This window comes from Flavobacterium sp. FlaQc-57, assembly GCF_044007395.1.
GTDB lineage: Bacteria > Bacteroidota > Bacteroidia > Flavobacteriales > Flavobacteriaceae > Flavobacterium.
The window spans coordinates 1,247,149-1,270,461 of sequence record NZ_JBIPDA010000001.1 but is presented as its reverse complement, the minus strand read 5'-3'; the positions used below and the strand labels follow the sequence as shown (position 1 = coordinate 1,270,461).

Sequence of the window (23,313 nt, the reverse complement as noted above, 5' to 3'; positions counted from 1 at the left end):
AAATACCATGTCAAACAGTGTGTATCAAATCAACAAAGGAATTAACCAGAGCATCGAGTTCAAAGGTTTAAAGGCACAATACATCTGGTATTTGGGTGGTGGCGTAATTGTGCTTATGATACTGTTTGCAATTATGTACATAGCCGGATTACCCTCTTTAATCTGTATCGGAATTATTGGTATTTCAGGAACATTGTGGGTTTTGAAAATATATAAAATGAGCCATCAATACGGTCAATATGGAATGATGAAAGCTTTAGCGAAACGACAGATTCCAAAAGCTGTGAAATCGCAAAGCAGAAAAATATTTATGATGAAGAAATAGAATTTGCTCAGCATTAGCTGAGCGGTAAAAAAAAGGATGATGGAAAAGATGATAGATGATATTTTACCAATTATGGATGTAGAGCACGATTGCATCCTGTCCAAACAAGGCGATGTGACAGTAGTGTTTAAAGCAGAACTGCCCGAAATATTTACCTTGTCGGATCAGGAATACGAAGCATTTCATCAGGCGTGGCTTAAAGCAATAAAGCTGCTTCCGAAATTTAGTGTATTCCATAAACAGGACTGGTTTATAGACAGCAAGTTTGAGCCCGATTTTACAAGCGAAGACTCCAGTTTTCTTACCCGAAGCAGTGAACGCTTTTTTAACGAACGTCCCTTTCTGGATCATTCCTGTTACATTTTTTTAACCAAAAAACCGGTAGGAAGAAAAACGTCAAGTTCCCTATTTTCAAATTTATTGAGAGCTTCTATTGTTCCTGAAGAAACATTAAAAGCACAGTTGCGCCAAGAATTTATTGACAGTACCGGACAATTCAGACGCATACTGGAAGACAGTGGTTTTGTCAAATTGACCCGCCTTGGTAATGATGAACTTAAAAGCCACAGCAGAAAAATCGGTATCATTGAACAATATTGTTTTTTGTCTGAAAAACAAAACTCATTTGTTTTTAAAGACATTGCTTTTGATGATGGCCTGCAGGTAGGAGACAAACACTGCCAGATTTATACTTTGGGGGATGCAGCTGATCTACCGGCATTATGTGGTTCCCGAATTAACTACGATAGATATTCAACCGACAAAACCAAGTTCAGTATTGGATTTGCTTCGACTCTGGGGCAATTACTTTCCTGCAACCATATTTACAATCAATATATTTTCATAGAGGATTTCCAGAAAACACTGCAAAAACTCGAAAGTAAAAGACTGCGATTACAATCTTTATCAGCCTACAGCAGGGAGAACCTGATTGCCCGTGATGCTACCAATGATTTTCTTAATGAGGCTATCAGCCAGCAGCGACTGCCTGTAAAGGCACATTTTAATGTACTGATCTGGACGGAGAATAAAGAAGAACTCAAAGATTTAAAAAACAAAGTTTCTTCAGCACTAGCTCAGATGGATGCCGCTGCAAAACAGGAAACAGTAGGCGCAGCACAAATCTTTTGGGCAGGAATTCCCGGGAATTCCGCAGATTTCCCAATGAATGACACCTTCGATACGTTCACAGAACAAGCGACATGCTTCCTGAATCTGGAAACCGGTTATCGTTCTTCCCTTAGTCCAAATGGAATTCGCTTAGGAGACCGTTTGACAGGAAAACCGGTTCATGTTGACATTAGTGATGAGCCTGTTAAGATGGGTATTTGTACCAATAGGAACAAATTCATACTGGGGCCATCTGGAAGCGGAAAGTCGTTTTTTACCAACCATATGGTTAGAAGTTACTATGAGCAGGGAACCCATGTTGTACTTGTTGATGTTGGACACAGCTACAAAGGATTGTGTGATATGGTAAAGGGCTACTACTTTACCTATGATGAAAAGAACCCTATTAGGTTTAATCCATTTTATATCAGTGAAGGCGACTTGCTTGATACCGAGAAAAAAGAAAGTATTAAAACACTCTTATTGGCACTTTGGAAAAAAGACAATGAAACATTCAATAGAAGTGAATATGTAGCACTGTCCAACGCACTTCAATTGTATTATGAAAAGTTAGATAGCAATTCTGATTTGTTTCCTTGCTTTGACAGTTTTTATGAATTTCTAAAAAATGAGTTTGTATCCATATTAGAGGGTGACAAGGTAAAGGAAAAGGATTTTGATGTAAACAATTTTCTGTACGTACTGCGTCCTTACTACAAGGGAGGAGAATTTGATTACTTGCTCAATGCTACCGAGAATCTGGATCTGTTAAAAGAACGTTTTATTGTTTTTGAACTCGATAATATCAAAGACCATCCGATACTCTTTCCAGTAGTGACCATCATTATAATGGAAGTCTTTATCAGTAAAATGCGCAAGCTTAAAGGAGTCCGAAAAATGATCCTGATTGAAGAAGCCTGGAAAGCTATTGCCAAGGAAGGAATGGCAGAATATATTCGGTATTTATTCAAGACTGTTCGTAAATTCTTTGGGGAAGCCATTGTAGTGACTCAGGAAGTAGAAGATATTATATCCTCTCCGGTCGTTAAACAGGCTATTATCAATAACAGTGACTGCAAAATACTACTGGACCAAAGTAAGTATCAAAATAAGTTCGAACAGATTCAGGAACTGCTTGGGCTTACCGAAAAAGAAAAGGCACTCGTACTATCGGTAAACAAAGCCAATGATCCTGATAAGAAATACAAAGAAGTGTTTATCTCCCTTGGAGGTATGCAGTCTAAAGTATACCGCACCGAGGTATCCCTTGAGGAGTATTATGCCTACACAACTGAAGAAACTGAAAAAGTAAAAGTACAGGCGTATGCTAAGAAATTTGATGGAGACATCAGAAAAGGCATTGCGGCACTTGCTAATGACTTAAGAGCATAAAAAATATAAAAACTAAACAACAATACTTATGAAAACAAAAAAGAAAATCATGATTTGCCTGTTGTGCTTTTTACTGATCAGCACTCCGGCAAGACCGGCAACGGTTGCAGCAATACCGATTTTAGAAATCGTAAAAGCGGTTGCCAAAAAGGTAATTAAGGCTATTGACCTAAGGATCCAAAAACTGCAGAACAAAACGATCTGGCTGCAGAATGCGCAGAAAAAAATAGAAAATATCCTCTCCAAACTAAAGTTGGATGAGATTTCCGATTGGACTGAGAAACAAAAAGAACTCTATAAGAATTATTACGAGGAACTGGCAAAAGTTAAATCCATTATTACCTATTACCAGCGTATCAAAGATATCAGTGAAAAGCAGGTTCGTTTGGTAGATGAATACGAAAGAGCATGGAACCTGTTTCAAAAAGATGCTCATTTTAATTCCAGCGAACTCGATTATATGCAAAGTGTGTATTCCGGAATACTCGATGAAAGCCTGAAAAACATCGATCAGATTTTCCTTGTATTGGATTCTTTTACCACACAGATGAGTGATGCCAAAAGACTAGAGATTATAAATGCTGCTGCAGATCAGATTGATGCTAATTATGATGACCTGACGCTCTTCAACAGACAGAATATACTACTGAGCCTTCAAAGAGCCAAAACAGAGCATGATGTCAAATCCGTTAAACAATTTTACGGAATTCCGTAAACAAGTAATAAAATCATGAAAAAGATATTTTTAGTAGTGCTTTTTACTGCACTGGCCACAGGGAATCTTCATGCACAGGCCAAACAGCAAAGGATGCTTTTAGAGCAAATAGCAGCCCTGCAAGTCTATATCGGATATGCTCAAAAAGGCTATTCGGCAGTCAAAAAAGGACTCAATACCATAGGAGATTTCAAACGTGGAGAATTTAATCTTCATACCGATTATCTGAATTCTCTTAAGACAGTCAATCCCAAAATAAAAAAGTATGCCAGGGTAACGGAAATTATAGGGCTCCAGACAAAAATCATGAAAAGCTACAAGACATTACATCAGCAAATCCGGCAGGATGATTTGTTTCATGGAGATGAAGTCGATTATATCAGAAGGGTCTTTGAAAGGTTAATCAAAAATTGTGATACCAATCTGGATGAGCTTCTAACAATCGTTACGGACGGAAAGTTAGAGATGAAAGATGACGAGCGAATGAAACGCATTGATATAATTTACCAGAATATGCTGGATAACTATACTTTCTCTGAGAGCTTCAGTAATGAAACTAAAATCCTGGCTGTATCAAAAGCAACCGAATTGAAAGAAGCAAAAAACAGCCGTGTCGTAAACGGCATTAATACTGATTTGCCATGAAAAAATTATTGATTATAGGAATTGTGTTTACCGGATTGCTATTTCCATCCCAGATAACCGCTCAAAAACAGGAAATCCAGCAATTGATTTTGAACATAGAGAAGTTAGCCCAGTTCAAACAGATTTTAAAGGATATGAAAAGGGGCTATGAAATACTAAGTGGAGGTTATAATACGGTAAAAGATTTGTCTGAAGGAAATTTCAACCTTCATGAAACATTTCTTGATGCGCTCATGCAGGTTAGCCCCACAGTTAAGAATTACAGGCGTATTGGTGACATTGTGAATTATCAGGTGCTGCTGGTAAAAGAATACAAGTCCGCTTTTAGCCGCTTTAGGGACAGTAAAAATTTTAATGCTGAAGAAATTGCCTATTTCGAAAGGGTATACAATAATCTTTTTAAGCAAAGTCTTAGAAATCTTGATGAACTGACCTCTGTGATTACCGCAAATAAAATGCGAATGTCTGATGATGAAAGGCTGGCCGCTATTGACAAAATATATGCAGATATGCAGGACAAACTTTTGTTTTTGAGAAACTTCAACAATAATACGACTGTACTGATTTTACAGCGTGCAAAAGAGCGAAATGATACCCGCGCAATGCGCAGTATTTATAAGTTAAATAACTAAATATCCACTGTTATGATAAAGATAAATAAGCAAATAATAATTGTTCTTCCTGCAATGATATTGCCATTTACGATCCAGGCACAAGGAATTGCAGACGACATGAACGGCCTGCATAGTGTACTGGAACAACTGTATGATGAAATGATGCCTTTATGCAGTAACCTAATTGGCGTCGGACAAGGACTTGCCGGTTTTGCAGCTATGTGGTATATCGCCTCAAGAGTCTGGCGACATATTGCCAGTGCTGAACCTATAGATTTTTATCCACTATTTCGTCCGTTTGTTATCGGATTTTGCATTATGATTTTTCCCTCTGTCCTCTATATGATTAATGGTGTCATGAAACCTACTGTTACAGCAACTGCTGCAATGGTGGAAGGATCGAATAAAGCGATTGAAAGACTGCTTAAAGAAAAGGAAGAAGCACTCAAAGAAACAGATCCCTGGAAAATGTATGTGGGTTCAACAGGAAGCGGCGATCAGGATAAATGGTACCGATACACACATGATGATGCAGATCCTAGTGGGCAGGGAATGCTGGATGGTATTGGAAATGACATCAAATTTGCCATGAGCAAAGCTTCTTATAATTTCCGAAATTCAGTAAAAGAATGGATGAGCGAGGTACTGCGTGTATTATTTGAAGCGGCTTCCCTGTGCATCGACACACTTCGGACTTTTCAATTGGTCGTACTTTCTATTTTAGGTCCAATCGTTTTTGGCATTTCGGTCTTCGATGGTTTTCAACACACCCTTACCGTCTGGCTGGCACGTTACATCAATATCTATCTGTGGCTTCCCGTGGCTAACATATTTGGAAGCATCATCGGAAAAATTCAGGAAAATATGCTCAAAATTGATATTGCGCAAGCAGGAGAATATGGAGATACTTTCTTTAGCAGAACTGATGTTGCCTATCTGGTCTTTATGATTATTGGGATTATAGGCTATTTCACTGTCCCTTCTGTTGCTAATTACATTGTTCATGCCGGAGGTGGCGGTGCACTCGGACAAAAAGTAACCAGTATGTTTAGTAATTCAACAACTTCCCTTGTCAATACTACATCTCAAGGAACTACAATGGTAGCGGATGCTATGGGGAATGCTGCCGGTCGTATGTACCAAAGCATGTCTGATTCCGGTAATTCTGCGCCTTACTTCAAGGACAAGGACAATTATATGGCTGAAAAATTAAAAGGTAAATCTTAACCCTAAATTCCAAGTTTATGTTTAGCAAAATGAAAAATATTGACACTGCCTTTCGGCATGTCCGCGGTTTTACCCTGCTGGTCATTACGGGATGTATTTTAATTAGCTGCTTTGCGCTTTATAAGAGTTTCTCGCTGGTATCTCAAATGCAAAACAAGGTTTATATACTGGCTAATGGAAAAGCACTTGAAGCCTATGCTTCAGACCGAAAAGACAATATACCTGTAGAGGCAAGGGATCATGTAAAAACGTTTCATAAGCTGTTTTTTACACTTGACCCTGATGATAAAGTCATTAAAAGCAATGTAACAAAGGCTCTTTATCTGGCGGATGACAGTGCAAAACGAGTCTATGATGATTTAAAGGAAAACGGTTATTACTCCGGTATTATATCAGGGAACGTCAGCCAGACGATACAGATTGACAGTGTGAGTATTGACCTTAACAACTATCCGTATGGATTCCGATGTTATGCTACTCAAAATATCATCCGTACCACGAGTATTGCCCATCGAAACCTTATAACGGAAGGCAACCTTCGTAATGTATCGAGAAGTGACAACAATCCCCATGGCTTTTTAATCGAGCGTTGGAATACTATTGAGAATCGGGACATAAGTACCGAAAACAGAAAATAATAAAGCTGCACATCATGAAATTCACTTCTAAACGAAATAGCAAAAAAAGCGATGCTCTTGCAACTGCTAAAAATAATCTATGGAAAAAATTTGATCAGGCTAATCTGCGATTGCAGTATAAATGCGCCAATTGGCTGGAACGCAAAACAGCTCATTTTACACGTCTTAACTGGATTGTGATTCTGTTGTGTTTTACTGTATTTACAACTGGCTGCAGTATATACCTGATCGTTAATAGTTTTTCAGGTAATAAAAATAGGAATATAACAGTAACCCCGATTACCAAACCAACCAATCTGGTACCCACAAAAGAAAAGCCTCTTGAACTCAATACAATTATTAGCGAAACTGAATTTGAAAAAATCACAAGTTTTCGGAGGTATATGGATAGTCTGGGTCGCAGTCCGACAGGAAAAAAAACGCATGACAGCATTGTATTAAATCGTCCCGGACTTCTGGACAGTTTAACAATAATAGAGAATTATTATTACTCACATCTTAAAAATTAATATCATGGAACAAAACACAAAATCATTAAAGGCCTTAAAACATCGTAAGATGCTCTTGGTACTGCCAATATTGGCGTTGCCATTTCTAACTGCCCTATTTTGGGTATTGGGAGGTGGAAAAATGGATGCTGCCAACTCAGCAGCACCACAGCAAAAAGGTTTTAATCTAAAACTTCCCAATGCGAACCTGAAAGAAGGACTTCCGCTCGATAAAATGAATTACTATGATCTGGCTGCTCTTGATTCAGCAAAGCTTGATGAACTTATTAAAAGAGATCCCAACTATTTGAGCCAGTCTTTTCAGATTGATTCAACCGAAGACAGCAGTGCTGTTACTCAGAGAAAAGAGCGACATGGTTTAAATAAATCCGTTTATCGCGATCCGAACGAAGAAAAAGTACATCAAAAATTGGAAGCATTGCAAAAAGCAATCAATACACCAGTAGCAGTTCCGGAGCAAAATAAAGATTATGTAAAAATTGCAAAATCGAATGAAACGGCAATGCATTCCAATGATGTGGACAGGCTGGAACAAATGATGCAATCCATGAATGAAGAGCAGGAAAGTCAGGATCCGGAACTGCAGCAACTCGGTGGAATGCTGGAGAGTATTTTGGATATCCAACATCCCAACAGGGTACAGGAAAAATTGAAAAAAGCGTCCGAGGCTCAGCGTGGACAAGTCTTTACTATTTCAACCAAGGAGTATGAAGATCCTGTTTCTTCTTTACAAAACAAAACATTGAACAGTTCTGAGTACAAACAGAATGGTTTTTACTCTTTAGACGAACTCGAAAATGATGATTTAATGCAGAATGCTGTAGAAGCCATTATTCATGAAACACAAACAATTGTAAATGGCTCCACAGTTAAGTTCAGACTCATGAATGACATATTTATAAATGGCATTAAAATTCCAAAAGACAATTTTTTGTTTGGAACAGCTTCCTTAAAAGGAGAACGATTAACTATCAATATTACTAGTATCAGATACAACAACTCCCTATTCCCAGTAGACTTGTCGGTTTATGATATGGATGGACTTGTTGGTATATATATCCCGGGAGCCATTAATCGTGATGTTGCCAAAGCCTCGGCTGATCGCTCCATGCAAACTTTGGGAGTTGCATCATTAGACGATTCTTGGGGAGCCCAGGCAGCGGGTGCAGGAATTGAAGCGGCTAAAAGTCTGCTAAGCAAAAAAGTAAAACTGGTTAAAGTAGTTGTAAAAGCAGGTTATAAGGTACTGTTGCATGATGAAAAACAGAAACAAAAAGATTCCAATTAAAAACTAAAAATGATACAGATGAAAAATTTTAAACTATTGTTGATGGGCCATTTATTATTTATGACCATCGGTGTATTGGCACAGCAAACAGGTAAAAACCGTTTATATAAAACGGAATCGGACTCCTTAATGATAGCCTATTCAAAAACGACCAATCTTGTATTTCCTTTTGCCATAAAAAGTGTCGACAAGGGAAGCCCCGACATATTGGTTCAAAAGGCTAAAGGTCTTGAAAACATCCTTCAGGTTAAGGCTGCCCAAAAAGGATTTTTTCAGACCAATCTTACGGTCGTGACTGCAGATGGTAAACTCTACTCTTTCGTGCTGGACTATAATGAAGATTTCCCGCAGCTGAATCTTACGCTGAATAAAACTAAGCCAGATGGACAGGAAATTTATTTTTCAGATGAAATTATTAATGATCAGGATATTGAGGAATATTCAAAATTAGCGCTATACGACAAAAATAAGCTGCGAGGTCAAAGGAAAAGTAACTATGATATTGATTTTAGGCTCAATGGAATTTTTATTCGTGACGAAGTAATGTATTACAGGATAAAAGTAACCAACAATTCTAAAATCAATTATGAGATCGACCAGCTTCGCTTTTTTATTCGCGACACTAAAAAAATAAAACGTACTGCTTCACAGGAAATCGAAATTACACCAGTTTATATACTGAATGATATTGATAAAATTCAAGCTGAAACAGAAAACATCTTTGTGTTTGCGCTGCCAAAATTTACAATTCCGGAAAAAAAATATTTAGCCATACAACTCATGGAGAAAAATGGCGGCAGACATTTAGAAGAACATGTCAAGAATACAAAACTGGTACAGGTGACTATACTTCCCAAACTATAAACTATTTAATAATTAAAAAATTGAAATCATGAACGAGAAAAATTTTGAATACTTACGCGACCAGTTAAAGTACACTGGTTTTGGAGATGCATTAGAATCTGAATTAAAAGAAAAAATGCAGAAAGAAGAACCTAATTTCACTTTGACACATAATACGCAATATGGTAATGATACTCCTGCAGCTACATTAAATTTCAATAAGTCAAAAGAAAGCGATATGTATTTCTTTAATTCTTATAAAGTGGAATTGCAAAAAGAGAATTCCAAAGAAAATTTGGAGCAAACCTTTTATATCAATAAAGGCAGCAACATCACCATGAAAGAAGCTTACAATCTTATGGAAGGCAGATCAGTAAACAAAGATCTTACCAACAAGGAGGGAGAAATTTACAACGTTTGGCTTCAAATCGATTTTAAACAGTCCGAATCTAATGGAAACTTTAAACTAAACCATTACCATCAGAATTACGGCTATGATTTAGAAGCAACACTCTCCAAACATCCGATTAAAGAACTGGAAACCCCAAAATATAAAGAAGACCTGATCAATTCTTTGAAAAAGGGAAACCTGCAATCCGCTACTTTCCAAAAAGAAGGAAATGAGATTAAGCAGTATATTGAAGCCAGCCCACAATTCAAGACAATTAATGTATATGACAGCAATTTGCAGCGCATTGATAATCGTAAGTCTAAAGAAGAAAAGCAATCCGAAAGCCAGCAAACTTCCGAAAAACAGGGCAGTAAAAAGCAAAACCAAACTACTGATGATGATGGACCAGAAGTGCCAAAGGAAGCTAAGAAGAAAAAGAAAAGTCAATCCATGTAATCAATAATGATGAACGAACAACTTCCCATAAACAGAGTAGAGATGGAATTGAACCAGTGGCGCTCCAGGGAAGAGCGTTTTAGTAAACTGTTTAATTTTAGTCTTTCCAATAATAGGTCACTGATCAAAGAAAAGCTGCATCATTACGAGCGAATTGGAACAAAGTATAAGGGCAGCAAAAATATTGAGGAACGTTTTGCTTTGCAGATGCTCAAGCAGGAAAAGGACAAGATTCTAAAACAGCTTTATCCTAATTTATTGGTAAGACTCATTCGTAAACTAGTTGTCGCACCGCTTATAGATCAAATTGCAGTGCGTAAGGATGTAAAAGAAGAGCAGAAGAATAACCAAGCGCTGTGCGATCAGGTGCAGCGTATTGGTTTTAAAGATTTGTCAAATCAAATTGATGAGCAAATCAAACAAGGTCACGAGCAATTTACTATTCCGGTTTCCTATTACGTCAACGAAAAAGAACGACTGGATCATGAGTTGTCTTTTGTTAAAGACCAAAGTGGAAAGTATCAATTTGAAGGTTATAAAGCTAGTCTAAATAATGAGTTAAAACCTGAAGAAAACAGGAATCAGTACTTCAAAGTTGAGCAAGAAAATTCTGTTGACACAACACAGGCTTATAATTTGTTGGCAGGGCGAGCGGTTCAAAAGGAAAAAACTTGGATACAACTAGATCTTAACGACAAAGATGCTAGTGGAAATCATAGAATCAAAGAATTTCATTCCGGATACGGTTATGATCTTGTAAAAGCCGTACAACAACTTCCTTTAAAGGAATTATCAAATAAAACTCAAGCCGATAAACTAAAGAATGATTTAAAACAAGGAAATCGGCTGCCTGTAACCTTGATTAAAAATGGAAATGAACATCGATTTTATATTGAAGCAAATCCTCAGTTTAAATCGGTAAACATTTATGATGAGCATTCCAGAAAAATTACGCTATCAACAGCATTGGGTAATAAAACAATGGAAACTGTAAAACAAATACAAAAAACGAATGAGAGCCAGCAGGTGAAACATTCGAAACAGAATGGCATGCGTATAAGCTGAGAAACTGAAATATGAAAACACTAAAACCTTTATCTGATTTTTTTACGGCAATAGAAAAAGATTACCGTATTAGTATCACTCATATTGGTATATATGCTGCATTGCTTCAATTTCGGGTAGAAAGAGGTTTTGTTAATCCTATTGAGGTCTATAGATATGAAATTATGAAGTTAGCGAAGATAACAGGGCCTGTTACCTATCATAAATGTATGCGTGAACTAAATGAGTATGGTTACATTAATTATCTGCCAAAACGCAATAGAAACCAGAGAAGTACGATTTATTTCAATTCTTAGCAGTAATGCTACAGAAATAAAATTGCAAAAAAGAGTATAGTATGAAAAAGTTAACTTTTGAAGAACTTCCTGATGCAGTTGAAAAACTGTATGAGAAGATGAAAGAAATAGAAAGATTTTTTGAATATAATAAAACTAATCTTAAAAAAAAGAACTTACCTCTGTATAACTTAACCAAAGAAAAATGCAGTACTTATTTAAGCAAGGGTGATTTGGCCCAGCTTTTTTATATTCTTATGGATGAGAAAATTTTCTTTTTTGATGATCACAATCAAAAGTCGAATAGAAGTAAAGTCCAGCTTTTTGTAGAAGAAAATTTTACTTATAAAGGAGATTCCGGAAATCAAACTACTATTGATACAATAAGCAAGCAGTTTTCTGAGTCAAAGGGATTTACTTATAAAGACAAACAGATAAAATTTCTTGAGAGTATTATTAATACACTTGAAAAGCGGAAACACAAACTGATTGGCTGGTAATCTTTGTTATTTAAAATACGATACTAAAAATTAACGATTATGTCTAAAGAAGGTAATAAAACAAAAATTTCTTACATAACAGCAATCAAACAATTGCTAGATCCTTTGTATGTAAGACTAGAAAAAATAGATTCTAAGATAAAAGGGAGCAATACAAAAGACAGCCTAAGATATTACAGAAATGAAGATCTAAAGAAAATATTTGGATTGTCAAATAATACCATCATAAAATACCGTCAAACCGGGATACTTCCTTATACTAAGCTAGGCGATATTTACTTATACGAATCAAATAAAATAGAAAAAATACTTAGCGAAAATCAGACGTAATCTTATTTTTTGAGAGCCGAAATTAACCGCTAATGTAATAAAAGGCAGAAGGATTCTAATTGCGAATTCTTCTGCCTCTTTGATTAATGATTTGTAAGTATTTGAAATTGAAAACTTATTCAAGTATATTTTTGTTTTAATTTTGACATATCCTCCATGATGTTTATATCCAGTACCTTAGCATAATGCTGAGTCTGTTTAATGTTAGTATGCCCCATCATTGCCGAAACATTCTCTATTCTTACCCCATTTCCTAAAGTCACCGTTGTCGCAAATGTATGTCTTGCTACATACCAAGTGAGGTGTTTATCGATACCGCACAAATCAGCAATCTCCTTAAGATAAGCATTCATTTTTTGATTTGATAACTTTGGGATCAACCCAATTTGCATATTTCTGTATTTGTTAATAATTGCCAAAGTGGGAGGGAGAATGGGAACATTTGCTCTAATTGTTGTTTTTGCTCTATTGGTCATGATCCAGAGATTATCCTTTCCATCAGAAGATATATTATTGGAGGTAAGATTGGCAGCATCTACAGGAGCATAGCCTGTGTAACAGCTAAATAAAAATACATCTTTAACTTTTTCCAGACGTTGTGCTGAAAATTTTTTGCTTTCAATTAAGTTTAATTCTTCCTGTGTAAGAAATACAGCGTCGGTTACATGCAGTTTACCATCGTATAGATTAAATGGATCTTTTTCTATTATTCCCATTCTGATACTGTATTTACAGGCTGTTTTGTACATTCGCATATACTTTACTACTGAATTATTTTTAATGCCTGTTTTGCCTTTAAAACGGCTGTCATATTTAAGAAATGATTCAAGGTTGTAAACATAAGCACTGTTTACTTCAAACAGAGGAATATCTTGTATTCCATACTGTTTTGTCATAAAAGTGATGAGCAAATCTTTTGCACGCTCATATTTCTGGTAGGATGCTTTCGATCGTTCTCCTGCATTGACCTTTTTTTTAAAGAACTCATTGTGCTTATTCATAATTTCGATTAAGCTTACACAATTTTCTTTTACGACTGTCTCTCCTTTAAATTCATCTTTGAGTAATTGTAAAGAAAAATCCTGATCGATTTTAAGAAGTTCATTGAATTTCTTTTCCATACCAATAAGAAAAAGATCCAAGGCATTCTTGATTACTTTTTCTTTTTCAAGCTTGAGAACACATCTTAAGTTGTCAGTAAACTGCCATCTCTCTTTTAAGATCGATTTACCCGACGCCATAGTTATGGATTGTTTCTTGTACGAAATACGGGCATAAATTGGAGATTCTCCACTTTTGTTGAATTTACCTGCTTTGAGATAAAAAATTACTTTTAACATAACTCACAATTTTAAATTAATAATCAAATTGATTTAAAATCGCTGAAAGTTTGTAGTGTTTTCAGGGAATTCCCGGGCAATTCACTTTTTTTAGTGACCCTTTTTTTGCTTTTTTTTGCGAAAAAAAATAGGGGTCACTCATAGGGTCACCGTACTTTGATAATATATGTGTTTTTTGACAAGTGACAAAAAACGAAAAAGCCTTTAAATACTTGTATTTAAAGGCTTTTGACTTTTAAAGTTTCTTTTGAAACTTCTACTGGCGGAGAAAGAGGGATTCGAACCCCCGGACCTGTTACAGTCAACAGTTTTCAAGACTGCCGCATTCGACCGCTCTGCCATTTCTCCAGTATGTTGCGATCATTTGCTGATTGCGAGTGCAAATATAAGATGCTTTTTCGGTTCTGAAAACTTTTTTTAGACTTTTTTTTAGACTTTTTTTAAATAATTTTCAAGTGTCTAATTATCAGTATTTATGAAAAAGAGATTTGAAAAAAAATTATTCTAAATCGTCTAAAACTGGTACTGGTTTTTTGTTTTCATCAACAGCGACAAACGAAAAAGTTCCTGAAACTACGGTTTCGCGAAGCTCAGAATACATTTGTTCCATGAAAATATCAACGTGAATTTTACAACTTGTTCTTCCAACGCTTACCACTTTGGCTACCAATTCGATTAAAGTTCCAGCCGGAATTGCTTTTTTAAAGTCAATTTGACCAGTCGAAATCGTTACGACCTTCTTTCTGCTGAATCTCGTGGCGCAAATAAAAGCAACTTCGTCCATAAGATGAAGTGCCGTACCTCCAAATAAAGTATCATAATGATTTGTCGTACTCGGAAAAACCGCTTTAAAAATATGCGTTTCTGATTTTATGATTCTTTCTTCTAGTGTACCCATGTATTAGTAGCTTACGTATTCAGTAATTTCAAGTCCGTATCCAATCATTCCAACACGTTTTGTTTGTTCTGTATTAGAAACTAATCTAATTTTAGAAATATCAATATCATGCAAGATTTGAGCTCCAATTCCGTAATCTTTACTATCAATGATTACTTTTGGTGCTTTCATAATACCTTCAGCCTGCAATGTTTTAAGTTCAGCAATTCTATTCAATAGATTTACCGCAGTCATATCCTGATTAATGAATAAAACAGCGCCTTTACCGTTTTCATTAATTACTTTAAACATATCGTCTAATTGTTGCTCTGCATTATTAGTTAAAGTACCTAATAAGTCATTGTTGACCTGCGAAGAATTGATTCTTGTTAAGATTGGTTCTCCAAGGTTCCAGGTTCCTTTAGTTAAAGCAATATGAATTTGTTTGTTTGTAGTTTGTTCGTAAGCACGTAATCTGAAAGTTCCAAAACGAGTTTCGATATCAAAGTCTTCTTTTTTAACGATCAAACTATCGTGTTGCATTCTGTAGGCAACTAAATCTTCGATCGAAACTAATTTTAAATTAAATTTCTTCGCCACTTTTACCAATTCCGGCAAACGTGACATAGTTCCGTCCTCGTTTAAGATTTCGCAAATAACCCCAGCTGATTTAAATCCAGCCAATCTTGCAAAATCAATAGCGGCCTCCGTATGGCCAGTTCTTCTTAAAACACCACCTTGTTTGGCAACCAAGGGAAAAATATGCCCAGGTCTTGCTAATTCATGTGGTTTAATATTTGAATCTGTCAATGCAAGTACAGTTTTAGATCTGTCTGATGCTGAAATTCCCGTTGTTACTCCATGTCCTTTTAAATCTACAGAAACAGTAAACGCAGTTTCCATATGATCTGTATTGTTGGTAACCATTGGTCTTAAATCCAATTCTTTGCAACGACTTTCTGTTAATGGAGCGCAAATTAAACCGCGTCCGTGAGTCGCCATAAAATTGATCATTTCAGGAGTTACTTTTTCGGCTGCAGCCAAAAAATCACCTTCATTCTCACGATCTTCATCATCTACTACAATGATTACTTTACCTTGACGAATATCTTCTATAGCTTCTTCAATGGTATTCAGTTGTATTTTTGTTGTTGACATAGTTATTTTTGATTTTGAGCAGGGAAAAACCGCTCGGAAATTTTTTGAAATAGTTGTAGTATTGGCGTTGTAATTGCATCAAAGTTGATCAATCCGTTATCGTTTGTAGCGCGATAAGTAAGTAGGACTGCTAAGGGCAATAGTATAAAAGAAGACATCCATGAACCCATAAACGGACTGATTCCACCTTCTTGTGAAAGTCTTTTTCCAAAAGTATTGATGAAATGGAAAGTGATGAAAATCAAAACAGCAAAGACAATAGGTAAACCAAGTCCGCCTTTTCTGATAATAGCGCCTAACGGAGCTCCAATAAAAAACATTAAGAAGCAGGCAAAAGCAATAACAAACTTCTCATATAAAGCAGTTAGATGTTTGTTTATTTCTCTTTCCTTGTCTTTTAAGTCTTTTTGAGTTGTTTCAATCGAATAAATATTGCTGGTTACATTGCTGCTAGCCATTCTTAGAATTTCCGATTTTTGCTTGTTTGTGTATAAGGATAAAAGATTGTCAGGTAAAGGTTTTTTCTTTTTATCTGTTTTTATTGGCACTGGAGATTTCCTAATTCCAACACGCTGATTGATGTTTTCTGAAAAAGAAATTATCTCATTATCCAGATTTTTGTTTAAAGAATCTAAAGTGTAACGCAATTCGTTGACATTCAACATTGCGTTGGTGCTTCCCGGGTTATCTTTATCTTCATCAACTTTATTTAATTCAGATAAATCAATATTGATGATTTGCTTTTTAAAAGCCCCTTTTATGAAAGGCAATTTAGCGCGATCTTCATATTTTTTTGGCGTAACATCTTGATAGTAATATCCGTCATTTAAAACTAATTTTAAAATACTGGATTTTTCATTACTCATTAATTTTCCGCTTTTTGCCTTTATAACAGTTTTGTTTTCACCGCTAGTACTAGGCTTTTCGTGAATTGTAACACCGGTTAGATTATTTCCGTTTTCGCCGGATTTTTTATTGACTTTAATATTATAAAAGCCAACATCATTAAATTGACCCTCTGCAATTGCCATTGCAGGTTTTGCTTGAGCGATATTTTTTCGGAAATTAATAAATTTATATTCAGCGTATGGAATGACATTATTGGCAAACCAAAAGGCTACAATACTTAAGACAAATATAAAGACAATTAAAACCCGCATTGCTCTCTGCAGTGATATTCCGGATGATTTCATCGCTGCGAACTCATAGTTTTCGGCTAAATTTCCGAAAGTCATAATAGATGCCAGTAAAACCGATAGTGGTAAAACCAAAGGAATAATTCGTGGCATCGAGAACAGAAGGAATTTTAAAACCAATATCAAATCAAGGTCTTTACCTGCAAGTTCAGAGATAAAAAGCCAAACGGTTTGAAGTATGAATATAAAAAAAAGGATTACGAATACCGTAGTAAACGTAATCAGAAATGTTTTTAGTAAGTATTTGTCTAAAATTTTCAACCTTGAATTAATCTAATTTGTTGATGTAGTATTTCGGGTATTTGCTCGCTACAAATGTAAATTGATTTTTTGATAAAGGCTGATTGGTTTTAAAAGAATTAACGGTTAAAGTGGTTTTTGTTCCATTTTTTCCAGTTTCAATCAAATTATAGATGTGTTTTGTTTGAACATCAATACCTAAAAGAATCTCTTTTCTTTGATCTTTTGAATTTGTAGGAGCTAATTTAATGTACTGAATTTTTCTTCCCTTAACATTTTGAACAATATCCATATTGTATTTATAGCCTGAATTGAAGAAAGTCAGCATTTTTGATGGCGTGATAGCATTATCATCTTTCTCGTTTACTTTTGAAACGGTAACTTCTTCATCTTCCGGGTTTATAGTGTATGTTTTTTGACCATCAAAAATCTTAGTAACTCCCATAAAATTCAATACGTATTGATTGCCTTTCATAGTCACATTTCCTTTACTGTCTTGATTGATATTTTCTTTAGCGTTGTTTAAAGAATATTTAAAATCAATAACAATATTGTCGTAGCTTTTTATTTTAGAAGTTACTTCGTTCAATAAATCTTTTGCTTTTTTATCCTGAGCCTGAATAGAAGTGAAGCTCAAAAGCAATAAAACTGCAATTTGCAAGCACTTTTTAGTCATCTTAGTAATAGAATTGTTTTGGATTTCCTGAATTTTTGTTTTCATGATGGGGTTAATTTTGTTCATTATTAAAAAATTGATCAAGAGCACTTAAGTCAGATATGTTCACACTTCTTGCTTTACTGCCTTCAAAAGGTCCAACAATTCCGGCTGCTTCCAGCTGATCGATCAAACGACCGGCTCTGTTGTAGCCCAATTTTAATTTTCTTTGCAGTAATGAAGCAGAACCTTGCTGTGCATTGACAATAATTTCAGCAGCTTCTCTAAATAAGGTATCTCTGTCGGAAATATCCATATCAAGATTAATGCCAGTTTCTTCCCCAACGAACTCAGGAAGTAAATAAGCAGTCGCATATGCTTTTTGTGAACCAATAAATTCCGTGATTTTTTCAACCTCAGGAGTGTCAATGAATGCGCACTGTACACGAACCACATCATTTCCGTTAGTGTATAATAAATCTCCTCGTCCAATTAACTGATCAGCTCCTTGTGTGTCTAAAATCGTTCTGGAGTCAATTTTTGAAGTTACTCTAAAGGCAATTCTTGCCGGGAAATTCGCTTTAATTAAACCGGTAATAACATTTACGGATGGTCTTTGTGTTGCAATGATTAAGTGAATACCAATAGCACGAGCCAATTGAGCCAAACGGGCAATCGGAATTTCAACTTCTTTACCAGCAGTCATAATCAAATCGGCAAACTCATCGACAACCAATATAATGTATGGTAAAAATCTGTGACCTGCTTCTGGATTTAATTTTCGAGCTCTGAATTTTTCGTTGTATTCTTTAATATTACGAACCATTGCATCTTTCAGTAATGAATAACGGTTATCCATTTCAACGCAAAGTGAGTTTAAGGTGTTTACCACCTTTGCATTGTCTGTAATAATAGCGTCGTCAGTATCTGGAAGCTTGGCTAAATAGTGTCTTTCAATTTTATTGAATAATGTTAACTCTACTTTTTTGGGATCCACCAAAACGAATTTTACTTCGGCTGGATGTTTTTTGTATAAAAGTGATGTTAAAACGGCATTTAATCCAACTGATTTTCCTTGTCCTGTAGCACCCGCCATCAATAAGTGAGGCATTTTGGCTAAATCGACAACAAAAGTTTCGTTCGAAATGGTTTTTCCTAAAGCAATTGGTAGTTCCATTTCAGCTTCCTGAAATTTCGCCGATCCAATCACGCTTTTCATCGAAACCATTGTTGGGTTTTTGTTAGGAACCTCAATACCAATTGTTCCTTTTCCTGGAATTGGAGCAATGATACGAATTCCTAATGCCGAAAGTGATAAGGCAATATCGTCTTCTAAACTCTTAATTTTAGAAATTCTGATTCCGGCTTCCGGTACAATTTCGTATAAAGTTACAGATGGACCAACAGTTGCTTTAATCTGTGCGATTTCAATTTTATAGTTACGAAGTGTATCTACAATTTTGTTTTTGTTTTCTTCTAATTCTTCCTGATTAATCGTAATTCCTCCAGTCGAATACTCTTTCAATAAATCGATGGTTGGGAATTTGTAATTCGATAAATCTAATGTAGGATCAAATAATCCGAAATCAGCGACCAAACGCGAAGCCAGATTTTCTTCGATAATATCTTCTTCTTCCGCTTTTTCAATAACGAATTCTTCCGTATGAACTGTAGTAGGAGCTACTGTTGCCGGTTTGATATCCATTTGAACTGGTTTTACAACCGGATTCAAATCAATTTCAGATGAATTTGAAATTGTTGGTTTTAAAGCTTCTTTATTGATTTCGAATTGTGTAACATCAGATTTTAAGTGAATATTATCTAATTCAGGATCTTCCTCAATAGCAAATTCTTCTAAATTGTAAGCGCTTTCAGGTTGCTGAGGCGTTTTTATAGAATTTAATTCTGATTTGAATTCTTTTTTGGTAGAATCAAAATACGATTGAATCTTTTCAGGTGACAATTTAATTTTAAAAATCAGATAAACGATTAATCCGAAAAGCAGTGTCAGTAAAGTTCCTGTTTTTCCAATGTAATCCTGAAGAAATAAATTAAGTTCATACCCAATTGTTCCGCCTAATTCAGGTGCTGAAGTAGCAAAAAATCCAAATAGGACAGAGACGATAATGATGGCAAATAAATCCCAAAACCAAATGCTTTTTAGTTTTTTTGTTGACATTTCTAAAGCCAGAAATAATCCGGTTAAGAAAAATAAACGAACTAATACAAAAGAGGCCAGACCGAAACCTCTGTATACAATGAGATCAGCGAGATAAGCCCCGAATTTCCCAAGCCAGTTTTCTACAATTTCTGTACGATCACCAAGCTGGCTTACTGAGCTTTGGTCAGATTGCCATTGTCCGTTGACGTAAAAAGAAATAAATGCAACTAATAATGCAACTGAAAAGAGTACCAAAAGGCATCCCAAAACAAATTTTTGTTGTTTGGTTAATTTCCAAGATTTTATCGTCTCAGCTTTTGATTCGTTTTTTTTGTCTGAAGTTTCTTTTTTGGTTGTTTTTGCCATTCTTGCGTTTCCTAATGCCTATATAAATTTGGGTATATAAATAATCAAGCCTATTGCTATTGCTGTCATTGCGGCAAAAAATACTGCTCCAGCAGCAATATCTTTAATAAAACCGATTCTTTCATGATAGTTGGGGTGAATAAAATCAGCGATTTTTTCAACCGCTGTATTCAATCCTTCAACACTTAAAACCAAACCGATTGCCAATGTTTGACAAAGCCATTCCGTTTGTGAAATATGAAAATAGAATCCGGCAATGGTCATTATAATTCCCAATGAGAATTGAACCATAATGCTGTGTTCTGTTCGAATAAGTTTTACGGCTCCGTTAAAAGCATAAGACATGCTTTTAAGTCGGCCGGTAACAAAAGTATTATCTTTTTGAAATTCCATTTATTGGTATTATAGTGCTGCTAAAGCTGCTTCGTAATTTGGTTCGTTTGCAATTTCAGCAACTTGTTCAGTATGTGTGATTTTTCCGTTTTCATCAACAACAATAATAGCTCTTGAGTGTAAACCTGTTAAAGGTCCGTCAACGATTTCTAAACCATTTGTTTTACCAAAAGTTCCAGCTTGAAAATCAGATAAGTTTACTACATTTTCTAATCCTTCAGCTCCACAAAAACGTTTTTGAGCAAATGGTAAATCTCTGGAAATACATAAAACAGTAGTGTTTTCTAAATTACTGGCACTTTCGTTGAATTTTCTAACTGAAGTAGCGCAAGTTCCTGTATCAACACTTGGAAAAATGTTTAAAACTAATTTTTTTCCTGCGAAGTTACTTAATGAAGCAACTGATAAATCGTTTTGTACTAATTTGAAATCAGCTAGTTGTGAACCAACTGTTGGTAATTCGCCTGATGTATGAACTGGATTTCCTCCTAATGTTATTGAAGCCATGATTTTTAATTTTTTGTGAGGTTCAAAAGTAAGGATTAATATTTGAATCTAAAAGTATTTGTTGTGGTTGTGAACAGAATTAGGCGAGTTTTAAGATTAGCGTAAATTCGGGTTGATACACAAAGATTTTACAGGTTTAAACGGGTTTGTTTGATTTAAATTGTGAAAGGTTTGGTTCTTATTTTTGTCTGTCTGAGCGGAGTCGAAGGAGCGTAAGTGGCTCGACAAAGAAGCTCGCTAATGATTGTGGAATTGCTTTATGGAGTTTCTGGTGTGATCTCTCCTCTGTCGAGATGACAAAATCGAGGTTATGGTTACGAAAATGTCCGCGAGAGGGATAGGAGCAGGCTACCGAAGTAGCGCGGATAGCCCGACAGCATTTGAGAAAGTGGGCGAATCGAGACAAAGTATGTTAGCCCACTTTTTTAAATGGTTTCTCGCCCAAATGATGATTTTAATGCATAAAAAAAACGCCCTCTTGGAATGAAAGCGTTTTTTAAGTCATGTTTTTTTTATCTGTAATGCTCGATTATTTATCGATCGAACCTAAAACACGTTTCATGAACGCATTTAGAGCTTCTTTTTTGTCTGTGCCCTGAACTACCATTTTGTGTACTTCAAGCGCACCGTACATATTTGAAATTAATTCACCAATTACATCTAATTCTTCATCTTTTAGAGACGGAATTTCAGTCATTGCTTCCAGAACTTCAATCGTTTCAATGATATAATCTTGATCGTTCTCTTCGATAAATTGGGTTAATTGCTTTATTACGGGTAATTTCATGTTTAGATTTCTTAGATTTTTAGACATTCTTAGACTTCTTAGACTTTCTTTAAAATTTTTAAAACATCTAAGAAGTCTAAAAATCTAAGCAAGTCTAAATGGTCTATTTACGCAATTGCGTTTACCAAGTCGATTAAAACTTCTTGTTTGTTGGTTTGAGTTTCTCCAACTAATTTTCCGTTTACAAAAGTTGCAAATGTTGGCAAGTTGCTTACATTGGCTAATTTTCTTGATTCCGGAGAATTTTCTGCATCTACCAAAACAAAAGTGATAGCTTCATTTTCTGTGGCTAATTTTTTGAATTTTGGTTTCATAATACGGCAATTTCCACACCATGAAGCTGAATATTGTACTACTACTTTTTCGTTTTTAGCAACTAAATCTGCTAACGTATCTTCGTTTAAGTCGATTAACATATCTTTTATTTTTTAAGGTTCTGAGGTTCTGAGATGCTAAGGTTCTAAGTTTTTTAGATACTTGCGTCAGCCTCTTTGATAATTTTAGGCAGTAAGATTTTAAGTTACTAAGGTTTTAAGAATAAATCTTAGAACCTTAGCACCTTATTATCTTAGAATCTTTAAAAAAATTAGTTTGCGCTCAAGTACTCAGCAGTACTTAATCTGTCAGCGCTCATAGCTTCTTTTCCAGCTTCCCAGTTTGCAGGACAAACTTCGCCTTTTTCTTGAATATGAGTATAAGCATCAACCATACGTAAGTATTCGTTTACGTTACGACCTAATGGCATATCGTTTACACTTTCGTGGAAGATTTTTCCAGTTTCGTCAATAAGGTAAGTAGCTCTGTAAGTTACGTTTGAACCTTCGATGATGACTGAGTCAGTTTCTTCGCTGTATTCTGTAGAATCGATATCTAAAATTCCTAAAATGTTAGATAAGTTACGGTTAGTGTCTGCCAAGATTGGGTAAGTTACACCTTCGATTCCACCGTTGTTTTTTGGAGTGTTTAACCAAGCAAAGTGTACTTCGTTTGTGTCGCATGAAGCTCCGATTACGATCGTATTTCTTTTTTCAAATTCTGGTAAAGCAGCTTGAAAGGCGTGTAATTCAGTTGGGCATACAAAAGTGAAATCTTTTGGGTACCAAAACAATAATACTTTTTTGTTGTTATTTACTGCTTCTTCAAAGATGTTGATTTTCAAGTTATCACCCATTTCTGAGATAGCATCTACTGCAATACTTGGGAATTTTTTTCCTACTAAAGACATATTTTTCGTTTTAAAGTTAAAATTTATTTCTGGTGCAAAAGTAGGGCATAAGTACATGTTCTTACAATAAGATGTAATTATTAAT

General features: G+C 35.4%; 26 protein-coding genes and 1 tRNA gene. 15 read left to right on the top strand and 12 right to left on the bottom strand.

Annotated elements, in window-relative coordinates:
- The first annotated feature begins 7 nt into the window (after window positions 1-7).
- From ACHRVZ_RS05465 to ACHRVZ_RS05395, 15 genes are read left to right on the top strand one after another with little or no spacing between them, the layout of a single operon-like run.
- The gene (locus ACHRVZ_RS05465) at window positions 8-325 is read left to right on the top strand and encodes a DUF4133 domain-containing protein (RefSeq protein ID WP_065450749.1); all 318 of its coding nucleotides are present in this window, start codon (window positions 8-10) and stop codon (window positions 323-325) included.
- 39 nt (window positions 326-364) lie between these two features.
- Complete coding sequence (locus ACHRVZ_RS05460) at window positions 365-2,827, top strand: TraG family conjugative transposon ATPase (RefSeq protein ID WP_395421182.1); 2,463 nt, start codon at window positions 365-367, stop codon at window positions 2,825-2,827.
- A 28-nt stretch (window positions 2,828-2,855) separates the two neighbouring features.
- Window positions 2,856-3,542 (top strand): conjugal transfer protein TraI, encoded by a 687-nt coding sequence (locus ACHRVZ_RS05455; RefSeq protein ID WP_089056807.1) that lies wholly within the window; start codon window positions 2,856-2,858, stop codon window positions 3,540-3,542.
- A 15-nt stretch (window positions 3,543-3,557) separates the two neighbouring features.
- Window positions 3,558-4,187: a hypothetical protein gene (locus tag ACHRVZ_RS05450; protein WP_395421181.1), complete on the top strand. Its 630-nt coding sequence runs from the start codon at window positions 3,558-3,560 to the stop codon at window positions 4,185-4,187.
- The gene (locus tag ACHRVZ_RS05445) at window positions 4,184-4,819 is read left to right on the top strand and encodes a TerB family tellurite resistance protein (protein ID WP_395421180.1); all 636 of its coding nucleotides are present in this window, start codon (window positions 4,184-4,186) and stop codon (window positions 4,817-4,819) included. The genes ACHRVZ_RS05450 and ACHRVZ_RS05445 overlap by 4 nt, the downstream gene beginning before the upstream one ends.
- Before the next feature lie 12 nt (window positions 4,820-4,831).
- Window positions 4,832-6,028, top strand: coding sequence for a conjugative transposon protein TraJ (gene traJ / locus ACHRVZ_RS05440; RefSeq protein WP_395421179.1), 1,197 nt, complete (start codon window positions 4,832-4,834; stop codon window positions 6,026-6,028).
- Between the two features lie 17 nt (window positions 6,029-6,045).
- A complete protein-coding gene (gene traK / locus ACHRVZ_RS05435) occupies window positions 6,046-6,666 on the top strand; it encodes a conjugative transposon protein TraK (RefSeq protein WP_395421178.1) in 621 nt (206 codons plus the stop codon).
- Window positions 6,667-6,680: 14 nt separating this feature from the next.
- The gene (locus tag ACHRVZ_RS05430) at window positions 6,681-7,175 is read left to right on the top strand and encodes a hypothetical protein (RefSeq protein ID WP_395421177.1); all 495 of its coding nucleotides are present in this window, start codon (window positions 6,681-6,683) and stop codon (window positions 7,173-7,175) included.
- A gap of 49 nt (window positions 7,176-7,224) precedes the next feature.
- Window positions 7,225-8,463 carry a conjugative transposon protein TraM gene (gene traM / locus ACHRVZ_RS05425; protein ID WP_395421176.1) on the top strand — a complete coding sequence of 413 codons (1,239 nt, stop codon included), beginning with the start codon at window positions 7,225-7,227 and terminating at the stop codon, window positions 8,461-8,463.
- 9 nt (window positions 8,464-8,472) lie between these two features.
- Window positions 8,473-9,327, top strand: coding sequence for a conjugative transposon protein TraN (gene traN / locus ACHRVZ_RS05420; protein WP_395421175.1), 855 nt, complete (start codon window positions 8,473-8,475; stop codon window positions 9,325-9,327).
- Window positions 9,328-9,355: 28 nt separating this feature from the next.
- A complete protein-coding gene (locus ACHRVZ_RS05415) occupies window positions 9,356-10,153 on the top strand; it encodes a hypothetical protein (protein WP_395421174.1) in 798 nt (265 codons plus the stop codon).
- Window positions 10,154-10,159: 6 nt separating this feature from the next.
- Window positions 10,160-11,218 carry a hypothetical protein gene (locus ACHRVZ_RS05410; RefSeq protein ID WP_395421172.1) on the top strand — a complete coding sequence of 353 codons (1,059 nt, stop codon included), beginning with the start codon at window positions 10,160-10,162 and terminating at the stop codon, window positions 11,216-11,218.
- Window positions 11,219-11,229: 11 nt separating this feature from the next.
- Complete coding sequence (locus ACHRVZ_RS05405) at window positions 11,230-11,514, top strand: hypothetical protein (RefSeq protein ID WP_089056797.1); 285 nt, start codon at window positions 11,230-11,232, stop codon at window positions 11,512-11,514.
- A 41-nt stretch (window positions 11,515-11,555) separates the two neighbouring features.
- Window positions 11,556-11,993 (top strand): hypothetical protein, encoded by a 438-nt coding sequence (locus ACHRVZ_RS05400; RefSeq protein ID WP_395421171.1) that lies wholly within the window; start codon window positions 11,556-11,558, stop codon window positions 11,991-11,993.
- 39 nt (window positions 11,994-12,032) lie between these two features.
- The gene (locus ACHRVZ_RS05395; protein ID WP_089056795.1) at window positions 12,033-12,323 is read left to right on the top strand and encodes a helix-turn-helix domain-containing protein; all 291 of its coding nucleotides are present in this window, start codon (window positions 12,033-12,035) and stop codon (window positions 12,321-12,323) included.
- Window positions 12,324-12,442: 119 nt separating this feature from the next.
- Here ACHRVZ_RS05395 and ACHRVZ_RS05390 read toward each other — a convergent pair whose 3' ends face one another.
- The 12 genes from ACHRVZ_RS05390 to ACHRVZ_RS05335 all read right to left on the bottom strand — a co-directional run bounded on the left by ACHRVZ_RS05390 (window position 12,443) and on the right by ACHRVZ_RS05335 (window position 23,228).
- The gene (locus ACHRVZ_RS05390) at window positions 12,443-13,663 is read right to left on the bottom strand and encodes a phage integrase SAM-like domain-containing protein (protein ID WP_395421170.1); all 1,221 of its coding nucleotides are present in this window, start codon (window positions 13,661-13,663) and stop codon (window positions 12,443-12,445) included.
- Between the two features lie 260 nt (window positions 13,664-13,923).
- Window positions 13,924-14,011 (bottom strand) — tRNA-Ser (locus ACHRVZ_RS05385).
- A gap of 151 nt (window positions 14,012-14,162) precedes the next feature.
- Window positions 14,163-14,561: an acyl-CoA thioesterase gene (locus tag ACHRVZ_RS05380; protein ID WP_041519134.1), complete on the bottom strand. Its 399-nt coding sequence runs from the start codon at window positions 14,559-14,561 to the stop codon at window positions 14,163-14,165.
- Between the two features lie 3 nt (window positions 14,562-14,564).
- On the bottom strand, window positions 14,565-15,698 hold the full coding sequence (ribB, locus tag ACHRVZ_RS05375; RefSeq protein WP_041519135.1) for a 3,4-dihydroxy-2-butanone-4-phosphate synthase: 1,134 nt from the start codon (window positions 15,696-15,698) through the stop codon (window positions 14,565-14,567).
- Window positions 15,699-15,700: 2 nt separating this feature from the next.
- Window positions 15,701-17,155, bottom strand: a complete 1,455-nt coding sequence (locus ACHRVZ_RS05370) for an LptF/LptG family permease (protein ID WP_395421169.1) — start codon at window positions 17,153-17,155, stop codon at window positions 15,701-15,703.
- A gap of 7 nt (window positions 17,156-17,162) precedes the next feature.
- Window positions 17,163-17,855, bottom strand: a complete 693-nt coding sequence (locus ACHRVZ_RS05365) for an outer membrane lipoprotein carrier protein LolA (RefSeq protein ID WP_395421168.1) — start codon at window positions 17,853-17,855, stop codon at window positions 17,163-17,165.
- A gap of 7 nt (window positions 17,856-17,862) precedes the next feature.
- Entirely contained in the window at window positions 17,863-20,316 is a 2,454-nt protein-coding gene (locus ACHRVZ_RS05360) for a DNA translocase FtsK (protein WP_395421167.1), read from the bottom strand.
- 18 nt (window positions 20,317-20,334) lie between these two features.
- The gene (locus ACHRVZ_RS05355) at window positions 20,335-20,709 is read right to left on the bottom strand and encodes a diacylglycerol kinase (protein WP_395421166.1); all 375 of its coding nucleotides are present in this window, start codon (window positions 20,707-20,709) and stop codon (window positions 20,335-20,337) included.
- A 9-nt stretch (window positions 20,710-20,718) separates the two neighbouring features.
- Window positions 20,719-21,216, bottom strand: coding sequence for a thiol peroxidase (gene tpx / locus ACHRVZ_RS05350; RefSeq protein ID WP_395421165.1), 498 nt, complete (start codon window positions 21,214-21,216; stop codon window positions 20,719-20,721).
- Between the two features lie 529 nt (window positions 21,217-21,745).
- Entirely contained in the window at window positions 21,746-22,003 is a 258-nt protein-coding gene (locus ACHRVZ_RS05345; RefSeq protein ID WP_017495510.1) for a DUF6952 family protein, read from the bottom strand.
- Between the two features lie 107 nt (window positions 22,004-22,110).
- Window positions 22,111-22,419: a co-chaperone YbbN gene (locus ACHRVZ_RS05340; protein ID WP_041519142.1), complete on the bottom strand. Its 309-nt coding sequence runs from the start codon at window positions 22,417-22,419 to the stop codon at window positions 22,111-22,113.
- Window positions 22,420-22,589: 170 nt separating this feature from the next.
- Window positions 22,590-23,228 (bottom strand): peroxiredoxin, encoded by a 639-nt coding sequence (locus tag ACHRVZ_RS05335; protein ID WP_041519144.1) that lies wholly within the window; start codon window positions 23,226-23,228, stop codon window positions 22,590-22,592.
- Window positions 23,229-23,313: the final 85 nt, after the last annotated feature.